The following is a 22,762-nucleotide window of genomic DNA, read 5'->3' as shown; positions in this document are numbered from 1 at the left end:
CACATATTCCACGCGGACCATACTTGGCATAGTGCACCCAGCTCCGAGGTGAACTTTGCGAAAATCCCCAGGTTTTAACCCCTCTATGTGCTCTCGCAATTCTATTTACCCACATTATCTCTCCTTAAACCTGCTATCGTATTTCATTACTATGTCTCTGTGCCTAAGTACGCGGCTAAAGCGAAACTTGTAACCTGTTCCTATATTTAAGCCACCGCTACATCAAGTAATGAAGCGTTCCAAGGCACTCTCTACGCTAACCTAGAGATAAGACTTTACGCGCCGAGAGCGCAGATAACTTTAGATTGCAGGCTTAATTTTTTAGACTTTGGCCAAAACTTGTCTACATCCAAATGCAGGAAAACTAACTTGGTGAAGGTAGGTGGGAAAAAGAAAGTGACGGGAAAGTAACTGTGCCAAGCATCACAAAAACAGGCAGCAGTCACCGCGCCGCCTGCTTCTGCAATCTATCAATTCTTAGTCATGCATTGGGTTGCGAAGAATTGGGCAAACCGCGTCTTCATTCTTAGCCATATATTGCTGGTGGTACTCCTCGGCGTAGTAGAACGGTTGAGCCATGCTAATTTCGGTGGTGATTGACCCACGATCTTTGGCGTCCAACGCTTCTTGCACAGCCGCCCTGCTCGCTTCCGCCTCCTGTTTCTGGCCTTCGTTCAAGCAGAAAACACAGGAACGGTACTGGGAACCGATATCGTTACCCTGGCGCATACCCTGGGTTGGGTCGTGGTGATCCCAAAAGATCCGCAGGAGTTCTGCATAGCTCACCTTTTTGGGATCAAAGATCACTTTCACCACCTCTGCGTGCCCGGTACGGCCGGTGCAGACTTCATCGTAGTTCGGGTTTTCAGTGGCGCCATCGGTGTAGCCAACGGCAGTGGCAAACACACCATCCGTATCCCAGAACACATGCTCTGCGCCCCAGAAGCATCCCATACCAAAAATGGCGACTTCCAGGTGCTCAGGGAATGGCTCTTTAATGGTGTTGCCATTTACAAAGTGGGTGCCACTGATCTCCATCGGCTGGGGCCGGCCGGGCAGCACCTGGTCCGCATCGGGTATCTGAAATTTGTCGTATTGCATACTGTTTTCTCAAGTGCAGGTATTTTCTTTTGTCAGGATAGCTTGAAGGCGCTTATCCTCCCAGATCAAGTAATATCAATCCGCGAATCAAGTAGTTAAGAGGACTCTATGATACGCAGAACAAACATTGGCAGATCAACACTATAAGGAGTCGTCATTGGCGCGCTTAATCTTACTGATTTTAATCGCCATCGGTGCCTGGTATCTCTGGCAAAAAATCAAATCTAGCTCACCGCAGGAGCGGCGCAAGCAGATTTTTATGGCCTGCATCGCCGGCGTCGCCGCAATAGTGGTTGTGCTGGCTATCACCGGGCGCCTGCATTGGGTAGGAGCAGCGCTGGTGCTCATTCTTCCTGTGTTGGGCCGTTTACTCAGTCAGCTCTCCCGTTATTTACCCTGGTTGATGCCACTGTTTGAAAAGTATTCAAGCCGGCGCCCAAATCCAGGGGCCACTCAACATCCGCCGCCACACAACGCCGAGGGCCCGCCACTCTCGGAACACGAAGCGCGCCGAATCCTTGGCGTTGACGCCGATGCTGGCAGAGATGAAATCATTAGTGCACACCGCAAATTGATCCAAAAACTCCACCCAGATCGCGGCGGCAACGATTACCTGGCATCGCGTATCAACGCCGCTAAGGAGTTACTACTGAGCATTCTTGGTTAAACCTTACAAAGCAGGTGGATATACCTGGCCAATTGCCGATAGGGGGCCACCTGGGAGTATTCAAGCTCCTTTTCCACAATGGCCGACGCGGGCAACTTTTCCCGGATTGATGGCGTCATAAAATCGTGGAAGCAGCGGATGCCGCTGTGACAAGCCACGGAAAAGCCCGCTTCGGTCAGCCAGTCTTCCACCCATTCCGGCAAAAGTGGATTCTGTGGAGTGAGGCTGCCAGGGTGGCCACCCCAGTTATCCCCTTCAATATTGCGGTCCAGCTGGCGAAAGCTGCCCCGCTGTAATAGACGGAACTCAAGGGCACGCCGATTGTAGAAAGTGAGCGAAAGATGCCCACCAGGCTTTAACAGGCTGCGCAGCTGCTGCAATGCCTGTTGCGGCTGTTCCAACCATTCCAGCACAGCGTGGCAAATTACCAGGTCTGCGTCCTTTAACGCTTCTATTTGCGGCAGTTCTTGCAGGGGTTTATGCAGCAAGGTCATTTGCTTTTGCAAATGGCGCTGGCGAATTTCCGCATCCGCGAGTTCAAGCATCTGCGCGGAGATATCGGCTAGGAAAACCTCGTGCCCCGCTTCAGCCAGATCCATCGCAAAATGGCCCTGGCCACCCCCAGCGTCAACGATTTTTAGAATGCGCTGCTCGCTCCCCAACAGCGGCGCCAGATCCCGGTTGAGCACTGCCAGGCGGATATCCCCTTTAAGGCCACCGTAGATACGGTTGCGAAAACGGTGAGCGAGATCGTCAAAGTTTCGATCTTTACGCAGGCTATCACCCATCGGAGCCCTCACCTTGCAAAGCCTCATTACAACGGCGGCGGTTCTCGGCGAATTTGCGCTGTAGCGCCTCTTCCATATCAACCCCCAGTACAGCGGCCAGTTTGCTCAAGTACATCTGAATATCCGCCAGTTCAGCGGCAACTTGATCGGCCTTGTCGCCTGCCATTAGATCCTGGATATCTTTATCACTGCACCATTGAAAGTGCCGCCCTAACTCTGCAACTTCCACAGATAGCGCCATGGCCAGGTTTTTTGGGGTATGCAGTGACTGCCAGCCGCGCATTTCAGCGACTTCATCAAAAGCCGCCAGGATTTCACGGTCTTTCATCGAATTTTTTCCTCTGCTGGCGCTCCAGCCCACCCTCCCGGGCCGCCAAAATTGAATTCAGTGCGCGGGACAAAAACTCACGCCTGTATAAAACACAAACAACAAACAAATAGCCGGCAACAAACAGGATTGGGTGGATAAACCAGCCCAGCACTGACATTGAGAAATAATAAGAGCGCAGACCGTAGTTGTAACTGTGGCCCGCATGGTCGATCACCTTGGCTGTACTGATGGCAAACCGGCGTCGCTCTTCCTCAGATAGATCACCGGTTTCCGGCGGCGGTGCTGCACCAATGAGTACATTGGCGAAAGAGTACTGGCGCAGTGACCAGGTAAAATTGAAAAAGGCGAAGATAAAAATCAGGATCAACAACATCACCTTGAGCTCAAACTGCTCAACGGTGGTGGGCTCCGCAAAAGGCAAACTGGTGAGCACTTCGATGGCGGCCTTGTTCGCCGTCAATGCCGTGACTAAACCCGCCAGGATAAGAATACTGGTGGAGGCAAAAAAACCAATGACCCGCTCCAGGTTACTGAGAATAGCGGTATCCGCCATGCGCATATCCCTATCGAGCATACGCATCATCCATTCAACGCGGTACCACTGAAGCGATGAAGTAAGGCACCAGGTTTCTTTGGCTTTTTTTCGCGCAAAAACGGTGTAACCCACCCATGTGATAAAAAAGCCAATGACACTGGCAATATCCAACCAGGACAACCTCTAATATCTCCGTGTTCGTCTACATTTATGCCGTAGCTTCGGCAAGCGAAGTCTTCGCCCTACTGGCATCCTTGTCAACACTGTCTTTCCGATGTGTGCAAGCGGTAGAATAGCGCCCTTTCGCCGGCAGCAGTGGCCGGCCAGAAAATTCATATAACTCCAGGGAGCTGTCTTTTGAGCAACTCACATCCTGCATTTGAACTGGTTACCAGCGCAGATATTGATTCTCTCGGCGTGCGCGTCGAGGAATACCGACACATTACGACCGGTGCCCAGCACCTGCACATCGCCGCAGACAACTCGGAAAATGTTTTCCTTGTCGCCCTGCGCACCGTGCCCGAAGACTCCACCGGTGTCGCCCATATTCTTGAACACACCGCTCTGTGCGGCAGTGACAAGTACCCGGTGCGCGATCCCTTCTTTATGATGATCCGGCGCTCACTCAATACCTTTATGAACGCCTTCACCAGTTCAGATTGGACCGCCTACCCGTTTGCCAGCCAGAATCGAAAGGATTTTGACAACCTTCTCGACGTCTACCTGGATGCGGTATTTTTTGCGCGCCTGGACCCGCTGGACTTTGCCCAGGAAGGCCATCGCCTGGAATTTGCCGAAGCGGATAATGCGAGCAGCGAGCTCGTCTACAAAGGTGTCGTGTTCAATGAGATGAAAGGCGCCATGAGCTCCGTCACCTCGCAGCTGTGGCACACCCTGAGCAAATATCTGTTCCCCACCACCACCTATCACTACAACTCCGGTGGCGAACCTACCGATATTCCAAAGCTGAGTTACGAGCAGCTGGTTGCCTTCTACCGCAGCCACTACCATCCCAGCAACGCCACCTTTATGACTTTCGGTGATATTCCCGCAGCGGAACACCAGGCCGCGTTTGAAGAAAAAGCGCTGCACAAGTTCGAGAAACTCGACAAGACCATTTCCGTTGGGCGCGAAGACCGCTACCAGGCGCCGCTGAAAGTCGAAGAGCACTACCCGTTAAATGGCGAGCCTCTGAAGGCCAAGACCCATATCGTATTGAGCTGGCTGCTGGGTGATGTCACCGATCTTGAAGAGGCCCTGACCGCACACCTGCTCGCCGGTGTGCTGCTGGATAACAGCGCTTCACCTTTGATGAAGCTGCTGGAAACCACCGACCTGGGCACTTCCCCTTCGCCGCTGGTTGGCCTGGACGATTCCCAACGCGAACTGGTGTTTGTCTGCGGTATTGAAGGCAGCGAACGCGAAAGTGCCGACGAGCTTGAGCAACAAGTTCTCGACGTGCTGAGGGACGTGGCGGAAAACGGCATCCCCTACGAACAGGTAGAAGCCAGCTTGCACCAGCTGGAATTACAACAGCGGGAAATTGGTGGCGACGGCTACCCCTTCGGCTTGCAATTGATTCTCACCGCATTGACCGGCGCCACTCACCGTGGCGATGCCATCGGCCTGCTGAATATCGATGCCACCCTGGAGCGACTGCGCGAGCAGATCAAAGATCCGAAGTTTATCGCCAATAAAGCCCGTGAACTTCTGCTGGAAAACCAGCACCGCGTACGTATGGTACTGAGTCCCGATGAGCAGTTGGCTGCGCGCCGCGAGCAGGCGGAGAAAGACCAGCTGGCGGAAATCAAAGCCGCTCTCAGCGACAAAGAAAAAGCACAGATTGTCGAAACCGCCAAAGCCCTGGCCGATCGACAAAACCGCGAGGACGACGCTTCTATCCTGCCCAAGGTCGGCGTGGAAGATATTCCCGCAGAGCTTCCGGATGTCGAAGGCGAAGCAATAGAGTTGGGCCCACAGAAGTTGACTCGCTATAGCGCGGGCACCAACGGCCTGGTTTACCAACAAATGGTCTGCGCGTTACCGGAATTCACCGAAACCGAAAAGCAGCTGCTGCCCTACTACTGCCAGGTACTGAGCGAAGTCGGTCTGGGTGAAAAAGACTACCTGGAAGTCCAGCAGTGGCAAACCAGCGTGGTGGGTGCCCTGCACGGTTTCACCAGCAACCGCACTGCCATCGACAACCTGGATCACTTGTCCGGCCACTTTATCCTGTCCGGTAAGGCATTGGCACGCAATCAGGGCGGCCTGACCGAACTGATGCAAGCCACCATGGAGCAGGTGCGTTTTGACGAGCACGCCCGCATCAAGGAACTGCTACTGCAAACCCTCGCCCGCCGCGAACAGGGTGTTGTCGGCAACGGCCACGCCCTCGCCATGGCTGCCGCCAGCGCCGGCTACAACCGCGCCGCCTGGGAAAGCCATGCCAGCGGTGGCCTGCTGGGTCTGCGCAACCTGCGGGCCCTGGTTGCCGGGCTGGAAAAAGAGGAAGGCCTGCAAGACCTTTCCACCCACTTCCAGGCTATCCACCAGAAAATCCTCGCAGCACCGCGCCAGTTCCTGCTGGTGGGTGAAGAAGAGAAAATTGGCGATTTCAGCCAGACACTGATGCCACTGACCTCGACTTCCAGCATCGCCGCAGCCAACCCCGCTGCACCTTTCGAGCGCAAACAAATCGAGGAACTCTGGGTTGCCAACAGCCAGGTGAACTTCTGTGCCAAGGCCTACGCCACTGTGCCTATGTCCCACCCGGATGCGGCACCGCTGTCGGTTTTGAGCGGCTTCCTGCGCAACGGCTTCCTGCATCGCACTATCCGCGAACAGGGCGGCGCCTACGGCGGTGGAGCCGGCCACGACAGCAATATCGGCGTATTCCGCTTCTACTCCTACCGCGATCCGCGTATGGGTGAAACCCTGGAGGACTTCGACGCATCCCTTAAGTGGTTGGCCGAAGAGAAGCACAAGGAAGAACAGGTTGAGGAAGCGATCCTCGGCGTCGTCGGCGGTCTGGATAAACCCGGCTCCCCCGCTGGTGAAGCCAAGAAGAACTTCCACTCGGGCCTTTACGGCCGCACCCACGAGACGCGCCAGCAATTCCGCAAGCAGGTTACGGAAGTTACCCTGGAAGACCTGCAACGCGTCGGTGCCACCTATCTGGACCCGAGCAAGGCCAGTACCGCCATTGTTACCGGTCCCCAAGGTAGCGAAGCGGCAGCCAAACTCAATCTGAAGGAAGAAAAGCTCTAACTGGAGCTCGACGATTCCCCGGCAATTTGTCCGGGGAAGCTCTGCGGCGCCGGCCAAAAACCGGCGCCGATCTATCGCCGTTATCCTCTAGCGAAGTTCCAATGAGTAAACACGACAATATTTATGCAAACCCACTGGGCCAGGTAGCCGGCTTCGAGTTCGATCGCCAGGTGGTGCAAGTTTTTCCCGATATGATCAAGCGCTCCGTGCCCGGCTACACCACGATCGTAGCCATGATCGGCACCCTGGCAGAGCGCTATGCCCAAGCCGGAAGCCGCTGCTATGACCTGGGCAGTTCCCTGTGCGCGGCAACCCTGGCCATGCGCCATCGTATTCCCGCTGCCGACTGTGAGATCGTCGCCGTGGACAATTCGCAAGCCATGGTTGATCAGGCGCGCACGGTCCTCGAGGCCGATAGCGGCGAGGTTCCCGTTCAACTTATCTGCGACAACCTGCAAAACGTTGCTATCGAAAATGCCTCGGTCGTAGTGCTCAACTTCACCCTGCAATTTATTCCGGTGGAAGAGCGCGAAGAAATCCTGCAGAAAATCCACGATGGTTTACGCCCCGGCGGCATTCTGATTATTTCCGAGAAAGTGGACTTCGCCGATAAAGCCCACAACGAGTTAATGATCGAACTGCATCACTCCTTTAAAGCCGCCAACGGTTACAGCGCGCTGGAAATCGCACAGAAGCGCTCTGCCCTGGAGAATGTATTAATTCCGGAAACCCTGGATACCCATCGCACACGACTGAAAAATGTCGGCTTTACCAGTGTCGATGTCTGGTTCCAGTGTTTTAATTTTGCCTCTTTAATCGCCATCAAAGGCGCGCCGGAAAAGTAAGTACCCCGTGATTGACTACACCCAACTCTATCAAGGCCTGCAACACGTTCCCGCCCTGCGCACCTGGCTGGCCCAGCTGCCAACACAGGTGGCTGAAAACCTGAGTCCTCATCGCTGGGGCGACCTGCCCGATTGGCGCGCAGCGGTGGAAGCCCTACCGGAAATCACGCCCTCCGCTATCGAACTCAACAGCAAAGTCAGCACGGGCACTGCCGCTGATGCCAGCCCGGAACAACTCGAAGCCCTGGAGCGGGAGCTGCGTAAGTTGCACCCCTGGCGCAAAGGCCCGTGGGAGTTATTTGGACTGAATATTGATACTGAGTGGCGCTCCGATTGGAAATGGGATCGGGTACTTCCGCACTTGGCACCACTGAAAAATCGACTGGTGCTGGATGTGGGCTGTGGCAATGGGTACCACTGCTGGCGATCCTACGGTGCCGGCGCGCGCCGGGTAATCGGTATTGATCCCTCGGCCAAATTTGTCGCGCAATTTTACGCCCTGAAAAAATACCTGGGCCAGGAAGCGCCGGTGGATTTGTTGCCCCTGGGTATTGAAGCGCTCCCGGCAAACTTGCACGCTTTCGATACCACTTTTTCCATGGGGGTGCTCTATCACCGCCGTTCACCCATGGACCACCTGCGCGAATTGCGCGAGACCCTCCGCCCCGGCGGCCAGCTTGTATTAGAGACACTGGTTATCGACGGCGGACTCGGCGATTGCCTGGTACCCGAAGACCGCTATGCAAAGATGCGCAATGTGTGGTTTTTCCCCAGCTGCGCCACCCTGGAGAGCTGGCTGCGCAAGTGCGGTTTCCGCAACCCCAGGACCGTGGACCTGAACACCACCAGCCTGGAGGAACAGCGGCGCACCGACTGGATGCACTTCGAATCCCTGGCAGATTTTCTCGACCCGGAATCGCCAGACAAAACCGTGGAAGGTCACCCCGCGCCCAAGAGAGCGGTTTTGGTCGCGGAAGCGCCGTAGCTTGTCTATACGCTTAAGGTCTGGGAACTCATAAATTCCGCAAAATTTGCTGCTAATAGAATTTTGTACGGAATGGGGAGCACCATCTTGATTGTTGCGACTCATAAGGCAAAGTGCGCCCCTAAATAGTGCAACTATATCCTTTAGGGAGGGCTGCCGCAGGATGCAGCCCGGCGCAGAGAATATTTATGAGTATTAGCGTTTTTGAGCTTTTCAAAATTGGGGTTGGCCCTTCCAGCTCCCACACGGTGGGCCCTATGGTCGCTGCCCGCCAATTCGTGCAGGATTTGCAAGACCGGGACCAACTGCCCCGCACAGACCGCGTACAAGTCCATTTGTATGGTTCACTGGCCCTGACCGGGGTTGGTCACGGTACCGATATGGCGGTACTGATGGGGCTATTGGGTCAATCTCCAGACACCATTGATGTCGATTCAATCGACGAGAAAATGGCGCAAATCCAGAGCGAGCGCCGCCTGTTATTAAATAGTGACCAGGATATCGAATTTATTCGCGAGCGCGATCTGGTTTTCCATATGGAGGAATTTCTTCCCCAGCACTCCAACGGAATGACCTGCCAGGCTTACGCTGGCGAAGAGCTGCTGTTCGAGCGCAGCTACTTCTCCATCGGCGGCGGCTTTGTGCTCTCCGAAGAAGATTTCGCTCACAAAGAGGAAATCGCCACCCTTCTGCCCTATGACTTCAGCAATGCAGAACAGCTGATGAAGATCTGTGATCATCACGGTTGGACTATTGCCGAGCTGGCCATGGAAAACGAAAAAGCCTTCCGCAGCGAGCAGGAAGTCAAAGACCGTTTGTGGAATATCTGGAAAGTAATGGATGCCTCTATTGAGCGAGGCTGCCACCAGAATGGCATCTTGCCCGGCGGCCTCAATGTTCGCCGCCGCGCTGCTGAACTCTACCGAGAGTTGAGCAAACAGAGTCCGGAAGAGCGCAACCACGGCCTCGCCATTCTCGACTGGGTTAGTCTTTTTGCCCTCGCCGTCAATGAGGAAAATGCCGCGCGCGGGCGCATCGTCACCGCGCCCACCAACGGTGCCGCCGGTGTGATTCCCGCCGTTATCGCCTACTACGTGGAATTTGTACACGACAGCAAAATTCACGGTGAATTGAAAGACCAGGTAGTGAAATTCCTGCTTACCGCCGGCGCTATCGGTATGCTGTTTAAAAAGAATGCCTCTATTTCTGCCGCTGAGGTGGGCTGCCAGGGAGAAATCGGCGTAGCCTGCTCCATGGCTTCCGCCGGCTTGGCCGCCGTAGAGGGCGGCACCAACCAGCAGATTGAAAACGCTGCTGAAATTGGTATGGAACACAACCTCGGTCTTACCTGCGATCCAATCGGCGGGTTGGTGCAGGTTCCCTGTATCGAGCGCAACACCATGGGTGCCGTAAAAGCCATTAACGGCGCACGCCTGGCCCTGCGCGGTGATGGCGCTCATATCGTACCGCTGGACAGCGTTATCGAGACGATGCGTCAAACCGGTATCGATATGCAGAGCAAATACAAAGAGACCTCTCTCGGCGGGCTCGCAGTAAACGCTGTGAACTGCTGATATTTTTCGGCAGGAGCACAAATCCGCTCCTGCCGCTTACTTAGGAAAGATACCAAATTCTTTTTGTGGCATATCTCCAACGAACCCCCACCGGTCTTTAAAAGTCACTGGTTAAATATCAACGAGCGATGAGCCCCAACACCTGCCATGGTACCGGATGCAATCGCAAAGGTTCCGCTTTGCATCGGGTTGGATAAATCCCCAGCAGCAAAAACTCCCTTTACAGAAGTTTCCTTAAAGCCATCCACCTTCACAATCCGCCCGGTAAAAGACTCCTCCAGCTCCAACCCCAATTGATCGATAAACGGAGAGGTCAACTCCGCTTTGGGGCTCACGTAGAGACCCTCCAGTGGCAATTTGCGGCCATCCGCTAAAACAACTTCACGTAAACTATCCCCCTCTCCCTCCAACTGCGTAATCGGGGCTTCTTCCAGCATTACTCCCCGAGCCAGCAGATGATCGAGCACTTCCCCCTGCGGATTAAACTGGCCCTGGGTAAACAAGGTAGTTGCGCCCCAATCGGGAATCATCGCCGCCTGGTGGAAAGACAGCTCACTGGTAGCCAGCACACCTAAAGGGCGATCACTCAGCTCATAACCGTGGCAATAGGGACAGTGAATCACACTCTTACCCCAGCGCTCTTTCACACCAGGGATATCCGATAGCTGGTCCGTAATGCCGATTGCCAGAATTAGCCTCTTCGCTTTAAAGGTGGTACCTCCCTGTGCAGCAACAGCAAACCCCTCTTCATGAACATCCACAGTATCCGCAGTGTCTTCAACCACCTGGAAGCTCGAGTAAGCCTGTAGCTGGGAAAGCGCCGTGCTACGAATTTCCTCGGGCGTCTTACCATCCAGGCAAAATACTCCATGGGACGCTTTTGCAAAGCGGTTTCTAGGTCTTTTAGCATCCAGTACAACGACCTTACGCCTGCCTCGAACCAGCTGCATCGCCGCAGACAGACCGGCAAAACTTCCACCGATAATCAATACATCCGTATCCATAGCCACCCCTCCGATATCATGTAACTTTTATTGTTACACAAAAATTCAAAACCGTACAACACACGTAACAGCAAAAGTTTCGTGATAAACTGCAGGGTCGGAAACTTAGGTGAATTATGCGCAAAGACAGCCGATTATCCCGGGCACTTCATGTCCTTATCCATTTGAACATGACCGACAAGCCGGTTACCTCAGACAAGATGGCAGCTATGCTCCTCACCAATCCTGTGGTGGCTCGCAGAACTATGGCGCTATTGCGGGATCAGGGGTACGTGCGCTCCAGTAAAGGGCACAATGGGGGCTGGTCACTCGCGAAGCCCCTTAATGAAATTACACTTCTGGATATCCATAAAGCTTTGGGAGATAGCTCAGTTTTTACCATTGGTCTCACAGACGAACACACTAACTGCGTTATTGAACATGCCGTTAACGCCACATTAAAAGACGCAATGGATGAGGCAGAAAATATTTTGCTCACGCGATTTGGTGAGATCACTCTAGACCTGCTCGGGCGAGATTTCGAACCACCAGGAGCCTCGAAATAACTACTATAACCAGACGGCCAGCGAGGCTACGTTGCCTATAATGCCCCCCAAACACCCACTTCTGCCAGAAATTTAGCAAGCGACTTGCCCCTCAAATTGAAAGCCTGGGGGCTCATTAAATATTTTTTCCGTCAAGAGACTTTGGAAACCCCAGGTATTCCTTAAGAATAATAAAACTAAATTTATGGCATCCCTGTTATCTAGTTTACATAGCAGGCTGCAACTATCCAAATCGGAAAAATAGTATAAACATTTTCAAGGACCTTAATATAAGTTAAATTATTTTGCAGCAAAAACCCAAACACACCCTTAAAAATCCCCACAAAGAAACTAGAACTTTGACCATTAAAAAAATTAAAAAACCTCCCCCAAAAACCAACCAAAATATGAACAGACTCACCTAGCAATCACCCATTAAAAATGGCTTATAAAGATTTATTGTAAAATAGTCGCCAATAAGAGCCTCACCTAATAACTACAATATATCCTACCCTGCCAAACCTTAAGAAACCTAACTTTAGAACCCGAATAAAATCAAATAAAAAACAGATAGTAAATCACCAATCATTCTTTTAAGAAAAACGACTATTGAGACAGAATGCAAAATTGATGCGAGATCTAATTAGCCAGGAAACTTACTCGCCATCAATAACTTTCAAATCAATAAAGGAGATACAAATGATTAATTTTCGAAAATCGTATAAAATAAGCACTTTTACCGCAATTCTGTTTGTTGCATCCAACAGCGCAACTGCTGTCAATTGTGGTGATACTATTACAACCCCTACTGTACTTACAGAGAATCTTACCTGCCCGATAGACATAGATAACCAAAATGGTCTCATTGTTGAAGGTCCTTCAGGGAGTCTATATATGAATGGGTATACGCTAACATGCAATCTTGACAACCTCCCACTATTTACCGATGCAGCGGGTATTCGTATCACCGGCATGGCATCTCTTGTTACTGATGGAACGGTAAACAACTGCAATTATGGAATATTTGTAGTTGGCACTGGATTCCATACCATTTCAGATATGACAATCACTAACAGCTTAGAAGATGGCATAGATCTAAGAAGCGACAATAATACCGCCATAAAAAATCATATACAGTTCAGTGGTGAAGATGGTATCGACATGCAGGGAGATTTCAGTAGCGTTATACAGAATTATATTGAATTCAGTGACCGTGACGGCATTGAGGCCGATAATGATTTCGGTACAGTGGCTTTTAACTTCGTAACAGGCAGTCAGAGAGCTGGAATAGAGATGGAAGCCTCAGACAATAATACGATAGTACAAAATACAGTAATGAATAATGGTGATGGTATTTCCGGAGATTCTGGAGGGATTGTAATTACCAGTCAATCTTCATCTAATAACTTAATACTTGGGAATACTGCCGAGAACAATCTACCCTTCGACCTAAAGGATAGAATAGATCCAAACTGTACAGGCAGCAACCAATGGGTTGCCAATAATTTCGTAACTGCTGATCCAGCCTGTCTGGAATGAACTACCTGTATTTCGAAATCCAGCATCACCACTTATTAGAGGGGTGGTGATGCGGTTTTAAGTATTATTATTAAAGCGACACATTCTACCCAAATGAGGCAACAATCACCCACCTAACTAATCTTGAGTCAATAACAATCCTAGGAGCTAAGTGTGACCAACTGCAGCAATGGATTCAATCGCCACTTCGCAAGCTCCCAAAGGCTAAAAAATCGCGCAAAGCAGAGAGTTCCAAAATTCTCCTATGAGTACTTAATAGAGGGCTGTATGGATGATATTGGCTTATGCCGCAATCGCCAAGCATTTGCCTCCGTAAAATTCACTCCCCAATATATCCGTCCAAACTCTACTCCGAATTTAAACTGTGAGCTTCTTGGGAAGTTATACAGTGCTCCATTTGGCATAGCCCCCATAGGGCTACAGGGGCTTATGTGGCCAAATGCACCTGTCATACTCGCTAAAGCTGCATACGAGCACAATATCCCATTCATTCTCAGCACTGTATCCTCAGAAGCACTAGAGCGAATTTCTGAAGTCTCACAGGGAACAGCCTGGTACCAACTCTACAACCCAACAGATCCAGCTATTCTTTCTGACCTACTATCCCGACTAACCTCTGCCCAATACCAACATTTAGTCATTACCATTGATGTTCCTACATTTGGCTTACGCCCCAGAGACTTCCACAACGGATTGGCAATGCCACCGAAATTGAATGTAAAAAATATCTGGCAAGCGATACTCAGGCCAAATTGGAGCCTATCCACATTGCGATACGGTCTCCCTAAATTTAAAAATCTAGAGCCTTACATTGATACCGATAACAAAAAACTTGAACTAACTGAGTTTATGAACACCACAACTATGGGCCCACTGGATTTTGATAGTGTCAAACGTATAAGAGATCTATGGCCCCATAAACTTATTATTAAAGGGATAATGAGTGAGTCAGATCTTCAAGAAGCAATCAAACTCGGAGCAGATGGAGTCATTTTATCCAATCACGGTGCACGGCAACTTGATTTAGGCGAAGCGACTCTCCCCTTACTGGGACGGTTTTCCAGCTATCAGGATAGGATTTCCTTGGCTATCGATAGTGGAATAAGATCCGGTGTAGATATCGCAAGCGCTTGTGGCCTAGGGGCAAAGTTTTGCTTTCTGGGAAGATTTTTTATGTATAGCGTCTGTGCCCTTGGCAATGAAGGGGCTAACCATGCAATTTACCTGCTTAAAGCTCAGTTAACTCAGGTTATGCAGCAAATCGGAGCTAGTAATCTTGAAGGCATTTGCGGCAAGGTAGAACTAACCAGCAGATGAAAAGCTCAGGCAGTTCATCCGGCCGAGTCGTGTAAGCAGGAGGCTTATACTGTTGCCGCATTTTCCAATTTTTTTGGATAACCTGACCTGCTAGAAATAATGTTCCTCGGCCAAAACGCTGGTTAATTCGATCAATAGTTTACATAGTTTTACTGGCCATAAATTGCTGTCCCGAGCAAACATATCACCTTGACCCAATGAACAGGGAATTAACTCCACTAACCCCACTCCAGCTTTACAGAATCGACAGGCCTGTCGAAATTGCCCCGACACAGCCCGGTCTACAAGCCGCACTATTTGCCAGGCATCATCAGTTGGATACGGGGTTTATACTACAGAACTACAGCTGTAATAGGTGGATTCGTGAAGAACATGAAGGAACTATGCCTTGCATTGGCTCAGAAGAGTTTACCAACCAGTGAAACCTCTCCCAGTTAATTCATCAAAACTAATTATCTCTCTCTATCATTAACTAGCTTAGCCTGATAAAGGTATGTTTCACCGTATCTGTCACACCTAAAATAACCCCCCAAAATAACACTTGCTGCAGATTATCTTTTGGTGCCACCCTGCCCCTCTGATAAATCACTCGCATACTCGTACATTTGCATAACGACTTCAGAGAGAACCCAGCTAAACGACAACCTTGAGTTTCAGCCAGCACTCCAACTATGCGATACTTCCGCCCCAAAAGAAGTGAAAAGAAAACAGGGAAGACCCATGACCAAATTCACACTAACTCTGGCAGCGGTTTTATTGGCTGGCTGTAGTTCAGTCACTCAGCTCTCGGAAAAAACGGCAGGGGAAATCAGACGCGCGGTATCTATACAAGCTAGTGGGGAAAATTCTGGTACTCAGTTCTCAGGGCCGAAATTACAGGCCACTACTGATGGCTCTGACCTGAACCTCTACTACTACAACCTCCGCGCATTTGAACCCGCTGCTAACGAGCCAACGAAGTACCATCTACAGATCCATATCACCTATCGCAAGGCGTGGCGTCACTATGAGTCTGCGGAGTTAAATGGCGGACAACCAGTAGAGACGGCCCCTATTAACAAAAATGTCCTTCAATGCGTAAGTGGCAATGAATGTATGCTTGAAGAGATCCTGGATATTGCTCTCACTGAGGAACAAATACAGGCTTCGGTGCGCAATCGAGATAAACTCAAACTTAAACTGAGAGCAAGATCCGGGCACAGCTCTACCATTGAGGTTCCAGCAACCTACTTGCTTGGTTTTTACGCTGCGGTTGCCAATTACGAGGGGTGACTACCACTCTCCGTAGGCAATAAATGTTGACTAAGTGCTCTTTTGTGGGGTCTGAGAGCTTCCTGCCTGGCAATATGCCTGTGCAGTCTCCGCCAGACCCTCACCTAAGGCCACCGGGGGGGTCCAGTCAAGCAACTCTTTGGTTTTAGTGATATCCACTTGTAGTGAACCGCACAAGCGCTCGGCAACTGCCCCCTTTCCTATTAGCTTCAGCGCACTGGTGAGTGCGAATTGGGGAAGAGGCAATAGTCGAGCATCACATCCCATGGCATGGGATAAACCACGCAACAAATCTGTTACCGATACATCCATATCATCGGATACCAGAAATACCTGGTTTGCCGCATTGGGATGAGAAATACAAACGCGGATCAGGTCGATCAAATTGCCGATAGATACCAAGCTTCGGCGATTATGAATAGCCCCTAGTGGCAGCGGGATCCCCTTGGTAAGCCAACGCATCATCGCTTGGAAGTTCGCCTTGACCCCAGGCCCATAGACCAGAGGTGGTCGGATAATAACAACTTCCATCTCCGTAGACTCAGCCAGCTCAAGCAGTGCGTCTTCGGCCTCCTTCTTTGAAATCCCATAGGGATCCGTAGGATCACATTGTTCATCCGCATTAAATGGTAAGCGGTTGTCGGTTGACTCCCCGTTAACCTTAATAGAACTAAGATAAATAAAACGTCTAGCACCGGATGAAGCCGCCTGCTGTGCCAGCTTGATAGTGCCTCCAACATTCACCCGACGGAATTCCTCCAGAGGGTTAGCGGAGGTCTCCTCCATTACATGGACGCGCGCAGCGGTGTGAATGACTGTATCTATATCGACAAGCGCCTGTGCCCAATCCGTATTGCTTGACAGGTCACCGATCTGAAAGCCACCCTCAACATCGCGGCGATACACCGGCAAAACCTGGTAACCGTCTTTGCGAAGCTGCGGCAAGAGTGCGGTTCCCACAAAGCCACTAGCGCCGGTTAGTAATATACGTCCTTTCAATGGGGGCCTATTTCTCAGCTGTAGAATTCACGTTAGTTTACACGGACCACTTTTTCGACACACCTTTATCTCGTCAACTACATAGTGAGCATGACAAACTATCCAAGCATCGCTGGCTATTAGAACTCTATTCAATACCACAAAGGCGTTCTTTGTCAGTAATAGCATTTTTAAGCCGAGCCCGGACATTCTTCAGGGCTCTCCCATGTGGAGCTTGAGTATCCGGCCTGCCCCAGCGGGCTTCCCAAGCCTCCCTGGCTTGTAAACAGGCTTTCGCTTGCTTGTACTTCCAATTCGCCTCCTCGCAAAGAGACAACCCTTTAGGTGACTGCCGATCGCAAATCTGGTGGTATTTTTTATGGGCTATCTTCTCCTGAAAGTTCTTGGCAGTAGCACCTTCAAAGTGGCGGATCGGTGGTGTTTGGATTTTTCTATCCGGGCGCACCTGCTTATCCATAGTACTATCCAGATGGAGCATTCGAAAAAATGTAACTCCCAATAGCTCCTCATTAGCATATTGATCATCATTGGAGCTGGTTAATAGCCCTGGAGGATGGGGAGTTGCAAGAACAAGAAGTGGCACAGCCAGCATGAAAAGTAGCAACGTCAACAGCAACAAGAGTGGCCGCCCAGTCAAAATCTGTGTTGGCATTGAAGTCTGGAGCCTCCCTAAATAATCTACCTACGGCTGTGAATTCCGTACTGTGAAGGCCAAATGAACAACACACAGAAGTTTAGTGAACCACCTTATCACTCCCAAATAGCCTGAAGCTCAGGCACTAGCTATGAACTACTGTACCCAATAAGTCAACACAACAGGCAAAATAAAAATGCTCATAATAGTTGAGAGGAAAATAATACCGGATATCTTCGGGGTATCTTGGGGGCGATAAATAGATATCCAGAGGTAAGTACTAACAGCGCATGGCATCAGGGATTGCAGAATTAGCACCCCTCGCATAGCACCAGTAAAGTTAAACAAGTTTGTCAAAATAAGCGCGACGGCACCACCGAGAATTATATGCCCAATAGCAAAGACCAATCCAATCTTAGTATCACCCAGCTTAATTTGGGCCAAGCTATGTCCGAGGGTCAACAGCATTAGAGGAATTGCCATACCGCCCAAGATATTAAGAGAGGACATGACAGGCTTTGGTAAGCTAATATTGAAGATCAATGCGACTATAGAAAAAGCCACACTGTAAATGGCTGGGCTAAGCATAATTTCCTTGGCAGACCAACTACCCGAAGTTACTCCAGGAGCAACCACAAAGAAGAAAATCATTCCCACAACAACAAAAGCAATTCCGTATAGAACTCCCGCATGCCCAAATGCTAAGGCACATACTGCGAGGCCGACATTGCCTACATTATTCATACTAAGACAAGAAAAATAAGTACGTATATTTTTCCTAAATAAAGATAAGAGCAGAAAGGTTAGCACCGACATCAACGAATACATAAGAAAGGCTGCCAGCAGCATCCACAGGAACTTACCCAATACTATCTTCTGACCCAGCATTTGATCCAATATCAGCGCAGGATATCCAATATGGGCCATTAATTTGGATACCATTTTAGAATTTAATTCTTGCCTACCTGCCGCGAAGAGGTATCCAATGAGAACGCAGATAAATACGGGAATAACAACTTCAAATACGTTCTCAAATAGGGTTGTCATCGAACGTTAAACCCCCACTGCCCTACTTTTCAGTACAGTGCAACAAGTATCCTTTTAATGTGCTAATAGCATTAGCCCACCAGAACGCACCCACAGAAGTACGCTGGTGAAATTGCGATGTTCTGACGACCTTCTAGATGAAAAACCCTAATTATATATATCTATAAATTCAGCTGTAATTCTCTAAGGTTTAGAGTCGGAGTTATCCATATTTCAGCATCAAAGGCAGCAAAAAATTTTTCATTATAGGTCATCAGCTGATCTTGACAGTTCTCTTCAAAAATAAAAATTGCTGCACGCTTTCCTTGCTCCAAAAAGAAGTAGGAAGCCTCAGGATTGGCTGAGGCGATAAAATCATTCATCGCCACAGACATACTATCATCAGCAATGGACTTGTTGCCGGCCTTTGCCGGTATCAGGATTTTCATTAATAAGCGCATTTTGATCCTAGCAGTTGTTGAGGTTGCAGGATCAAAACATAGTCTTTTCACTGTCCAGCTGCGCTGTATTAAGCGACAATTCTCGGAGTATATCAGTGGTAATTTACAACCGATATTCAGTAAGTAGCCATTTCCTTCTTGCCAATAGTATTACTACCTGAAGGCGTCATCGAATCTCTACAACATTCCCCAGGGAAGGGAAAACATGACTTAGGTAGTCACCAAGTCACTGGGATCGCTCCCTTTCTTTGGCTTACGCTCAGTCCACTTAATCCATTTTAAGTCCTCTACCATAGTTGTATAGATGACCGGCACCAAAAATAGTGTTCCAAAAGTGGCCAAGATAAGGCCGCCAATTTGCGCAAAACATAATGGCCGCCAGAGGGGGCCTCCGTGAATAGCTAAGGGAATCAAGGCGAAGGTAGTCGCCGCAATAGTGATTAAAATGGGGCGCAGTCTAAGAATACCTGCATCAAGTAATGCCTGACGAAGCGAATCTCCTGCAGTATGACGCATCTCAATAAAATCAAATAGGACAATAATATGACTGACAATGACGCCTATTAGACTCACTATCCCTAAAAACGCCATAAATCCAAATGGCTGACCAGATATAAACAACGCTATTAGTGCACCCACCATACCTAATGGAACCGTGGCGAACACTACCAGAGGCTTTATCAAACTACTAAATTGGAATACCAAAGCAAGGTATATTGCACTGGAGGAAACAGCCATGATCATTAGTAATTGCAAGAATCCATGACGAGTACTGGCTGCATCTCCAGATATCTGCAATTGATATCCAGCAGGCAAAGAATTTGAGAGTTCTTTTAACTCTTTTTGAACACCAGACATAATATCTGATGAAATGAACCCGGAATATGGAAATGCATAAACAGTAATCGTTCGAAACTTTTCCAATCTATATATTCTTTCTGTCGAAAAGAGAATGGAAGTGGTTGCCACTTGTCGCAATGGAATATGAATATCGCTATCAGATGCGAATACATATAGATTATTGACATCCTCCAACTGTCCACGTTCCGCCAATCGAAGCTGAGCAACAATAGGTATTTCCTTATCTCCCTGACGCAAGGTATCCACTGTAGACCCAGTAAAACCTGAAGACGATGCCAGAGCGATATCAGCATTGGTTACGCCCGACATCTCAGCTCGATCTTCTAGCACATTCATATTCATTACTAGACTTTTTCCTGCCCAATCAGCGCGAACCACGCGAGCATAGGGAGACTTCTCAATAATTTCTTTAACTTTTTCAGCATATTCTCGCAGAAGTGCTATATCCTTCTCCTCCTCCAAAGACCCAACAGCAACTCGCCCAGAAACTCTTATCTCAACAGGGTGATCAACAGTACTTGTTTGTAGCTGGCGAACATCTAACTCCGCTCCAGGGATTCGTTCAGAAAGAGCAGCCTGGATAATTGGAACTAGAATAGGTGTCAGATACTTATCACTTAATCGAACGATAATCTGCCCATAATTGGATTGCTTTTGTTGAGGATTAGAGGTGTACCAAAAACGTGGCGCCCCACCACCTAAAGTGCTGCTAATCCCCTCCAATATGGGTCCATCACTATTTTTTACATACTCCCGCTGATACTCTTCGATAGTTTCTCTAATTATTTCCTCTGCGACCTTTGCTACATTATCCGTTGCATCAATACTCGCATCATTTTGCAACCAGACATCAACATAAAATAAATACTGAACATCAGCGGGAAAGAATGCATTCCTCAACTGGCTTTTTATAACAACACCCAATACAAGGATGCCTAAAGCAATTAATATAACAATCTTTCTGTTACTTATAGCCCAATCTGCTGTTCGGTAGTAGTGCCCGGTAAGCCCCTCTTTCCGCCGCACCTCCAAGCTGCGCTCCGTTTGGTCCGGCGGGCGTAATAACGTATTCCCAAGAAAAGGGATAAATGTCATGGAAACAATGCGGGATGCAACCAAAGCACAAACCATCACAATAGGAAGACTATGCAGAAAATCCCCCTGGTTACCCGTTAGCAATAAAAACGGCAAATACGCAACAATATTTGTCAATGTCGCAAAGAAAATCGCCTTAGCCAGCAAAGTTGGGCCCAACCAAGCAGCAATAATAGAGGGTTTACCGGATGCCATTTGTCGTTTAATCGCGTCACTCGCAACTACTGGATCATCTACCAAAAGGCCCAGAGCTATTATTAACGCAGCAATTGACACCTGTTGAATATCAATCCCCAGCAGTTGCATAAATCCAAAGGTCATTGTCAGTGTTACTGGTATAGATATCATTAACAGTACAGCAGATCTCCAATCTGAAAACCCGATAAACGCAATTATCACCACTAAAATAATTGCCTCTATCAAAGCTTCTAGAAAGAGGCTTACACTCTCTCGCACTTGACGCGGCTGATCAGAAACTCTTTCAATAATAAGGTCTTTTGGTAAATCAACCTTAACCTTTTCCAAGACTGTGCTAACATTGCGACCAAGCTCGCCTATTTGTTTACCATCCAACATCTGCACAGAGAGATTTATGCTGCGGCTACGCTGCCACTCTCCATTTTCATCTTTATTTACATAGTAATTTAACAGGGGCGGTGGTGCTTGATACCCCATAATAATATCGACAATTCCTCGCAAATACACCGGCGTTCCTGTATCACTCAAAGCTACCGGGACATTGGCAATTTCTTCATGGTTATTAAATTCACCACTGGGCATAATCGCGATACCCAAATCATCCGAAATAATGGTGCCGCCGGGAATAGTTGTATTGCGGGAATTTAGAATAGGGGCAATCATATCCGGTCGCAGCCCATAGGAGGCCAACCTCTCCTGCGAATACAGCAGCTTCACTTCTTGGGTGAGTACGCCAGTTCTTAACACCCTTTTCACTTCAGGAATGGCTCTTATATTTGCTGCAATAAGATCAGAGAAATCATCAAGTTGACGATAGCTATATTTCGCACCTGCCACTTTCATTAAATTGTCACGAGTATTGGCCAGGTTACGAACTACGAAAGGGTCCCAAGCATCGGGAAAAAAGCGCTGGGCACTTAGCCTATCGGATAGGTAGAGCTTTGTAGCCGCTAGTATTTCACTGTTACTTTTATCAGATAAAAAATCCACCCCAAGGTAGCCAGCCCCATTTAATACTTCAAAATTCGTTCCGTATCCTTGGGCCTCCAGCCAGTTAGCAAAAATCCATAGGCCTGTAGCAGAGTACGTATCTGCTAAAGACAAAGGAAGGGCAACAACAATACTCACCCGTCCCTTACTATTTGACTCTTGCCCTCGAACCTCTGAAATACCTTCCCTAATATCCTCCGCACGCAATGTAATTTCAGTTGGCCCTGCACGGGGGCTAGCAACACTGAGTAATATAGCTGCAGTATCACCAAACTCCGAGTTCAGAGAAATTTTGCTAGCTCCAGATGGTAATTGCTGCTGAGCATCAATCAGCTTCAGATTTAGATCATTAAATGCCTTGGTGACATCGGTTTTCGGTGCTAACTGCGCTTGTACTATAGAGACACCATTTAATGTAAGGGACTTTATTGCAAAGGTCCGTGAATCCGGCTCGTGGAGATATTCACTCTGCGCTATCGCCTCTTCAACTTTTCGAGTTACCAACTCTTCAACTCTTACTGCAGATTGTCCACGCCAATGAGTTGTTGCTACAGCAATACGCACAGGAATATCTGGATCTTTGCTTTTCGGCATAAAGAGATAAGCAACTACCCCCCATACCAGGATAGTGACCAGCAATGCAGCGGAAATACTTGGGTTGTCTACAAAAAAACGAGCAGTATTGAAACGGTGGTGACTTTCCGCCTCAATAATTTCTGCCTGTCTTTTTTCTTCCTGATCTGTCATTC

The 22,762-nt window shown here is 49.1% G+C and carries 20 protein-coding genes; 9 read left to right on the top strand and 11 right to left on the bottom strand.

What is annotated here, in order from left to right; translation table 11 throughout:
* Nucleotides 1-477: 477 nt before the first annotated feature.
* The gene (gene msrA, locus ACJJIS_RS08160; RefSeq protein ID WP_282932528.1) at nucleotides 478-1,101 is read right to left on the bottom strand and encodes a peptide-methionine (S)-S-oxide reductase MsrA; all 624 of its coding nucleotides are present in this window, start codon (nucleotides 1,099-1,101) and stop codon (nucleotides 478-480) included.
* Between the two features lie 157 nt (nucleotides 1,102-1,258).
* On the opposite strand from msrA, the gene ACJJIS_RS08155 reads away from it, so the two are divergent.
* On the top strand, nucleotides 1,259-1,768 hold the full coding sequence (locus ACJJIS_RS08155) for a DnaJ domain-containing protein (RefSeq protein ID WP_445358510.1): 510 nt from the start codon (nucleotides 1,259-1,261) through the stop codon (nucleotides 1,766-1,768).
* On the opposite strand, the gene ACJJIS_RS08150 is transcribed toward ACJJIS_RS08155, so the two are convergent.
* The 3 genes from ACJJIS_RS08150 to ACJJIS_RS08140 are packed head-to-tail and all read right to left on the bottom strand — an operon-like array spanning nucleotide 1,765 to nucleotide 3,602.
* Nucleotides 1,765-2,556, bottom strand: a complete 792-nt coding sequence (locus tag ACJJIS_RS08150; RefSeq protein WP_475709968.1) for a methyltransferase — start codon at nucleotides 2,554-2,556, stop codon at nucleotides 1,765-1,767. The two genes, ACJJIS_RS08155 and ACJJIS_RS08150, sit on opposite strands and share 4 nt — an antisense overlap.
* A complete protein-coding gene (locus ACJJIS_RS08145; protein WP_475709967.1) occupies nucleotides 2,549-2,884 on the bottom strand; it encodes a nucleotide pyrophosphohydrolase in 336 nt (111 codons plus the stop codon). The genes ACJJIS_RS08150 and ACJJIS_RS08145 overlap by 8 nt, the downstream gene beginning before the upstream one ends.
* Nucleotides 2,871-3,602, bottom strand: coding sequence for a DUF599 domain-containing protein (locus ACJJIS_RS08140; RefSeq protein ID WP_108733516.1), 732 nt, complete (start codon nucleotides 3,600-3,602; stop codon nucleotides 2,871-2,873). The genes ACJJIS_RS08145 and ACJJIS_RS08140 overlap by 14 nt, the downstream gene beginning before the upstream one ends.
* Before the next feature lie 177 nt (nucleotides 3,603-3,779).
* Here ACJJIS_RS08140 and ACJJIS_RS08135 point away from each other — a divergent pair, with 177 nt between their 5' ends.
* From ACJJIS_RS08135 to ACJJIS_RS08120, 4 genes are all read left to right on the top strand, one after another.
* Nucleotides 3,780-6,689, top strand: coding sequence for an insulinase family protein (locus ACJJIS_RS08135; RefSeq protein ID WP_475709966.1), 2,910 nt, complete (start codon nucleotides 3,780-3,782; stop codon nucleotides 6,687-6,689).
* Nucleotides 6,690-6,790: 101 nt separating this feature from the next.
* Nucleotides 6,791-7,534: a carboxy-S-adenosyl-L-methionine synthase CmoA gene (gene cmoA / locus ACJJIS_RS08130; RefSeq protein ID WP_108733518.1), complete on the top strand. Its 744-nt coding sequence runs from the start codon at nucleotides 6,791-6,793 to the stop codon at nucleotides 7,532-7,534.
* A gap of 7 nt (nucleotides 7,535-7,541) precedes the next feature.
* Nucleotides 7,542-8,519 (top strand): tRNA 5-methoxyuridine(34)/uridine 5-oxyacetic acid(34) synthase CmoB, encoded by a 978-nt coding sequence (gene cmoB / locus ACJJIS_RS08125; RefSeq protein WP_475709965.1) that lies wholly within the window; start codon nucleotides 7,542-7,544, stop codon nucleotides 8,517-8,519.
* 188 nt (nucleotides 8,520-8,707) lie between these two features.
* Nucleotides 8,708-10,093, top strand: a complete 1,386-nt coding sequence (locus ACJJIS_RS08120; RefSeq protein ID WP_444917444.1) for an L-serine ammonia-lyase — start codon at nucleotides 8,708-8,710, stop codon at nucleotides 10,091-10,093.
* Between the two features lie 104 nt (nucleotides 10,094-10,197).
* Here ACJJIS_RS08120 and ACJJIS_RS08115 read toward each other — a convergent pair whose 3' ends face one another.
* Nucleotides 10,198-11,097: an NAD(P)/FAD-dependent oxidoreductase gene (locus tag ACJJIS_RS08115; RefSeq protein ID WP_475709964.1), complete on the bottom strand. Its 900-nt coding sequence runs from the start codon at nucleotides 11,095-11,097 to the stop codon at nucleotides 10,198-10,200.
* 116 nt (nucleotides 11,098-11,213) lie between these two features.
* Here ACJJIS_RS08115 and ACJJIS_RS08110 point away from each other — a divergent pair, with 116 nt between their 5' ends.
* The 3 genes from ACJJIS_RS08110 (at nucleotide 11,214) to ACJJIS_RS08100 (ending at nucleotide 14,477) form a co-directional block, all read left to right on the top strand.
* Nucleotides 11,214-11,642 (top strand): Rrf2 family transcriptional regulator, encoded by a 429-nt coding sequence (locus ACJJIS_RS08110; protein WP_444908007.1) that lies wholly within the window; start codon nucleotides 11,214-11,216, stop codon nucleotides 11,640-11,642.
* A 678-nt stretch (nucleotides 11,643-12,320) separates the two neighbouring features.
* Nucleotides 12,321-13,160, top strand: coding sequence for a right-handed parallel beta-helix repeat-containing protein (locus tag ACJJIS_RS08105; protein ID WP_445361648.1), 840 nt, complete (start codon nucleotides 12,321-12,323; stop codon nucleotides 13,158-13,160).
* 153 nt (nucleotides 13,161-13,313) lie between these two features.
* Nucleotides 13,314-14,477 carry an alpha-hydroxy acid oxidase gene (locus ACJJIS_RS08100; RefSeq protein WP_475709963.1) on the top strand — a complete coding sequence of 388 codons (1,164 nt, stop codon included), beginning with the start codon at nucleotides 13,314-13,316 and terminating at the stop codon, nucleotides 14,475-14,477.
* On the opposite strand, the gene ACJJIS_RS08095 is transcribed toward ACJJIS_RS08100, so the two are convergent.
* Nucleotides 14,428-14,556 (bottom strand): DUF4113 domain-containing protein, encoded by a 129-nt coding sequence (locus ACJJIS_RS08095; RefSeq protein ID WP_445361999.1) that lies wholly within the window; start codon nucleotides 14,554-14,556, stop codon nucleotides 14,428-14,430. The genes ACJJIS_RS08100 and ACJJIS_RS08095 overlap by 50 nt on opposite strands.
* 641 nt (nucleotides 14,557-15,197) lie before the next feature.
* Between ACJJIS_RS08095 and ACJJIS_RS08090 the strand changes: the two genes are divergently transcribed.
* Nucleotides 15,198-15,749: a hypothetical protein gene (locus tag ACJJIS_RS08090; protein WP_444957964.1), complete on the top strand. Its 552-nt coding sequence runs from the start codon at nucleotides 15,198-15,200 to the stop codon at nucleotides 15,747-15,749.
* Between the two features lie 30 nt (nucleotides 15,750-15,779).
* On the opposite strand, the gene ACJJIS_RS08085 is transcribed toward ACJJIS_RS08090, so the two are convergent.
* From ACJJIS_RS08085 to ACJJIS_RS08065, 5 genes are all read right to left on the bottom strand, one after another.
* A complete protein-coding gene (locus ACJJIS_RS08085) occupies nucleotides 15,780-16,748 on the bottom strand; it encodes a UDP-glucose 4-epimerase family protein (protein WP_475709962.1) in 969 nt (322 codons plus the stop codon).
* A 127-nt stretch (nucleotides 16,749-16,875) separates the two neighbouring features.
* Nucleotides 16,876-17,400 (bottom strand): hypothetical protein, encoded by a 525-nt coding sequence (locus tag ACJJIS_RS08080; protein WP_444933461.1) that lies wholly within the window; start codon nucleotides 17,398-17,400, stop codon nucleotides 16,876-16,878.
* A 138-nt stretch (nucleotides 17,401-17,538) separates the two neighbouring features.
* Entirely contained in the window at nucleotides 17,539-18,429 is an 891-nt protein-coding gene (locus ACJJIS_RS08075; protein WP_475709961.1) for an AEC family transporter, read from the bottom strand.
* Between the two features lie 161 nt (nucleotides 18,430-18,590).
* Nucleotides 18,591-18,920 (bottom strand): hypothetical protein, encoded by a 330-nt coding sequence (locus tag ACJJIS_RS08070; RefSeq protein WP_475709960.1) that lies wholly within the window; start codon nucleotides 18,918-18,920, stop codon nucleotides 18,591-18,593.
* A gap of 159 nt (nucleotides 18,921-19,079) precedes the next feature.
* Nucleotides 19,080-22,760 carry an efflux RND transporter permease subunit gene (locus tag ACJJIS_RS08065; RefSeq protein WP_475709959.1) on the bottom strand — a complete coding sequence of 1,227 codons (3,681 nt, stop codon included), beginning with the start codon at nucleotides 22,758-22,760 and terminating at the stop codon, nucleotides 19,080-19,082.
* Between the last annotated feature and the right edge of the window lie 2 nt (nucleotides 22,761-22,762).

This window comes from Microbulbifer maximicatervae (SeqCode) (genome assembly GCF_056231245.1).
Note: the sequence above shows the minus strand (reverse complement) of the source record. Positions and strands in the feature narration are given on the sequence as shown.

Excerpts from the sequence above, each read along its gene's own strand:
- ACJJIS_RS08080 (WP_444933461.1), bottom strand. The coding sequence starts at position 17,400 with ATGCCAACACAGATTTTGACTGGGCGGCCACTCTTGTTGCTGTTGACG.
- ACJJIS_RS08105 (WP_445361648.1), top strand. The coding sequence starts at position 12,321 with ATGATTAATTTTCGAAAATCGTATAAAATAAGCACTTTTACCGCAATT.
- ACJJIS_RS08110 (WP_444908007.1), top strand. The coding sequence starts at position 11,214 with ATGCGCAAAGACAGCCGATTATCCCGGGCACTTCATGTCCTTATCCAT.
- ACJJIS_RS08090 (WP_444957964.1), top strand. The coding sequence starts at position 15,198 with ATGACCAAATTCACACTAACTCTGGCAGCGGTTTTATTGGCTGGCTGT.
- msrA (WP_282932528.1), bottom strand. The coding sequence starts at position 1,101 with ATGCAATACGACAAATTTCAGATACCCGATGCGGACCAGGTGCTGCCC.
- cmoA (WP_108733518.1), top strand. The coding sequence starts at position 6,791 with ATGAGTAAACACGACAATATTTATGCAAACCCACTGGGCCAGGTAGCC.
- ACJJIS_RS08115 (WP_475709964.1), bottom strand. The coding sequence starts at position 11,097 with ATGGATACGGATGTATTGATTATCGGTGGAAGTTTTGCCGGTCTGTCT.
- ACJJIS_RS08120 (WP_444917444.1), top strand. The coding sequence starts at position 8,708 with ATGAGTATTAGCGTTTTTGAGCTTTTCAAAATTGGGGTTGGCCCTTCC.
- ACJJIS_RS08075 (WP_475709961.1), bottom strand. The coding sequence starts at position 18,429 with ATGACAACCCTATTTGAGAACGTATTTGAAGTTGTTATTCCCGTATTT.
- ACJJIS_RS08150 (WP_475709968.1), bottom strand. The coding sequence starts at position 2,556 with ATGGGTGATAGCCTGCGTAAAGATCGAAACTTTGACGATCTCGCTCAC.
- ACJJIS_RS08145 (WP_475709967.1), bottom strand. The coding sequence starts at position 2,884 with ATGAAAGACCGTGAAATCCTGGCGGCTTTTGATGAAGTCGCTGAAATG.
- ACJJIS_RS08065 (WP_475709959.1), bottom strand. The coding sequence starts at position 22,760 with ATGACAGATCAGGAAGAAAAAAGACAGGCAGAAATTATTGAGGCGGAA.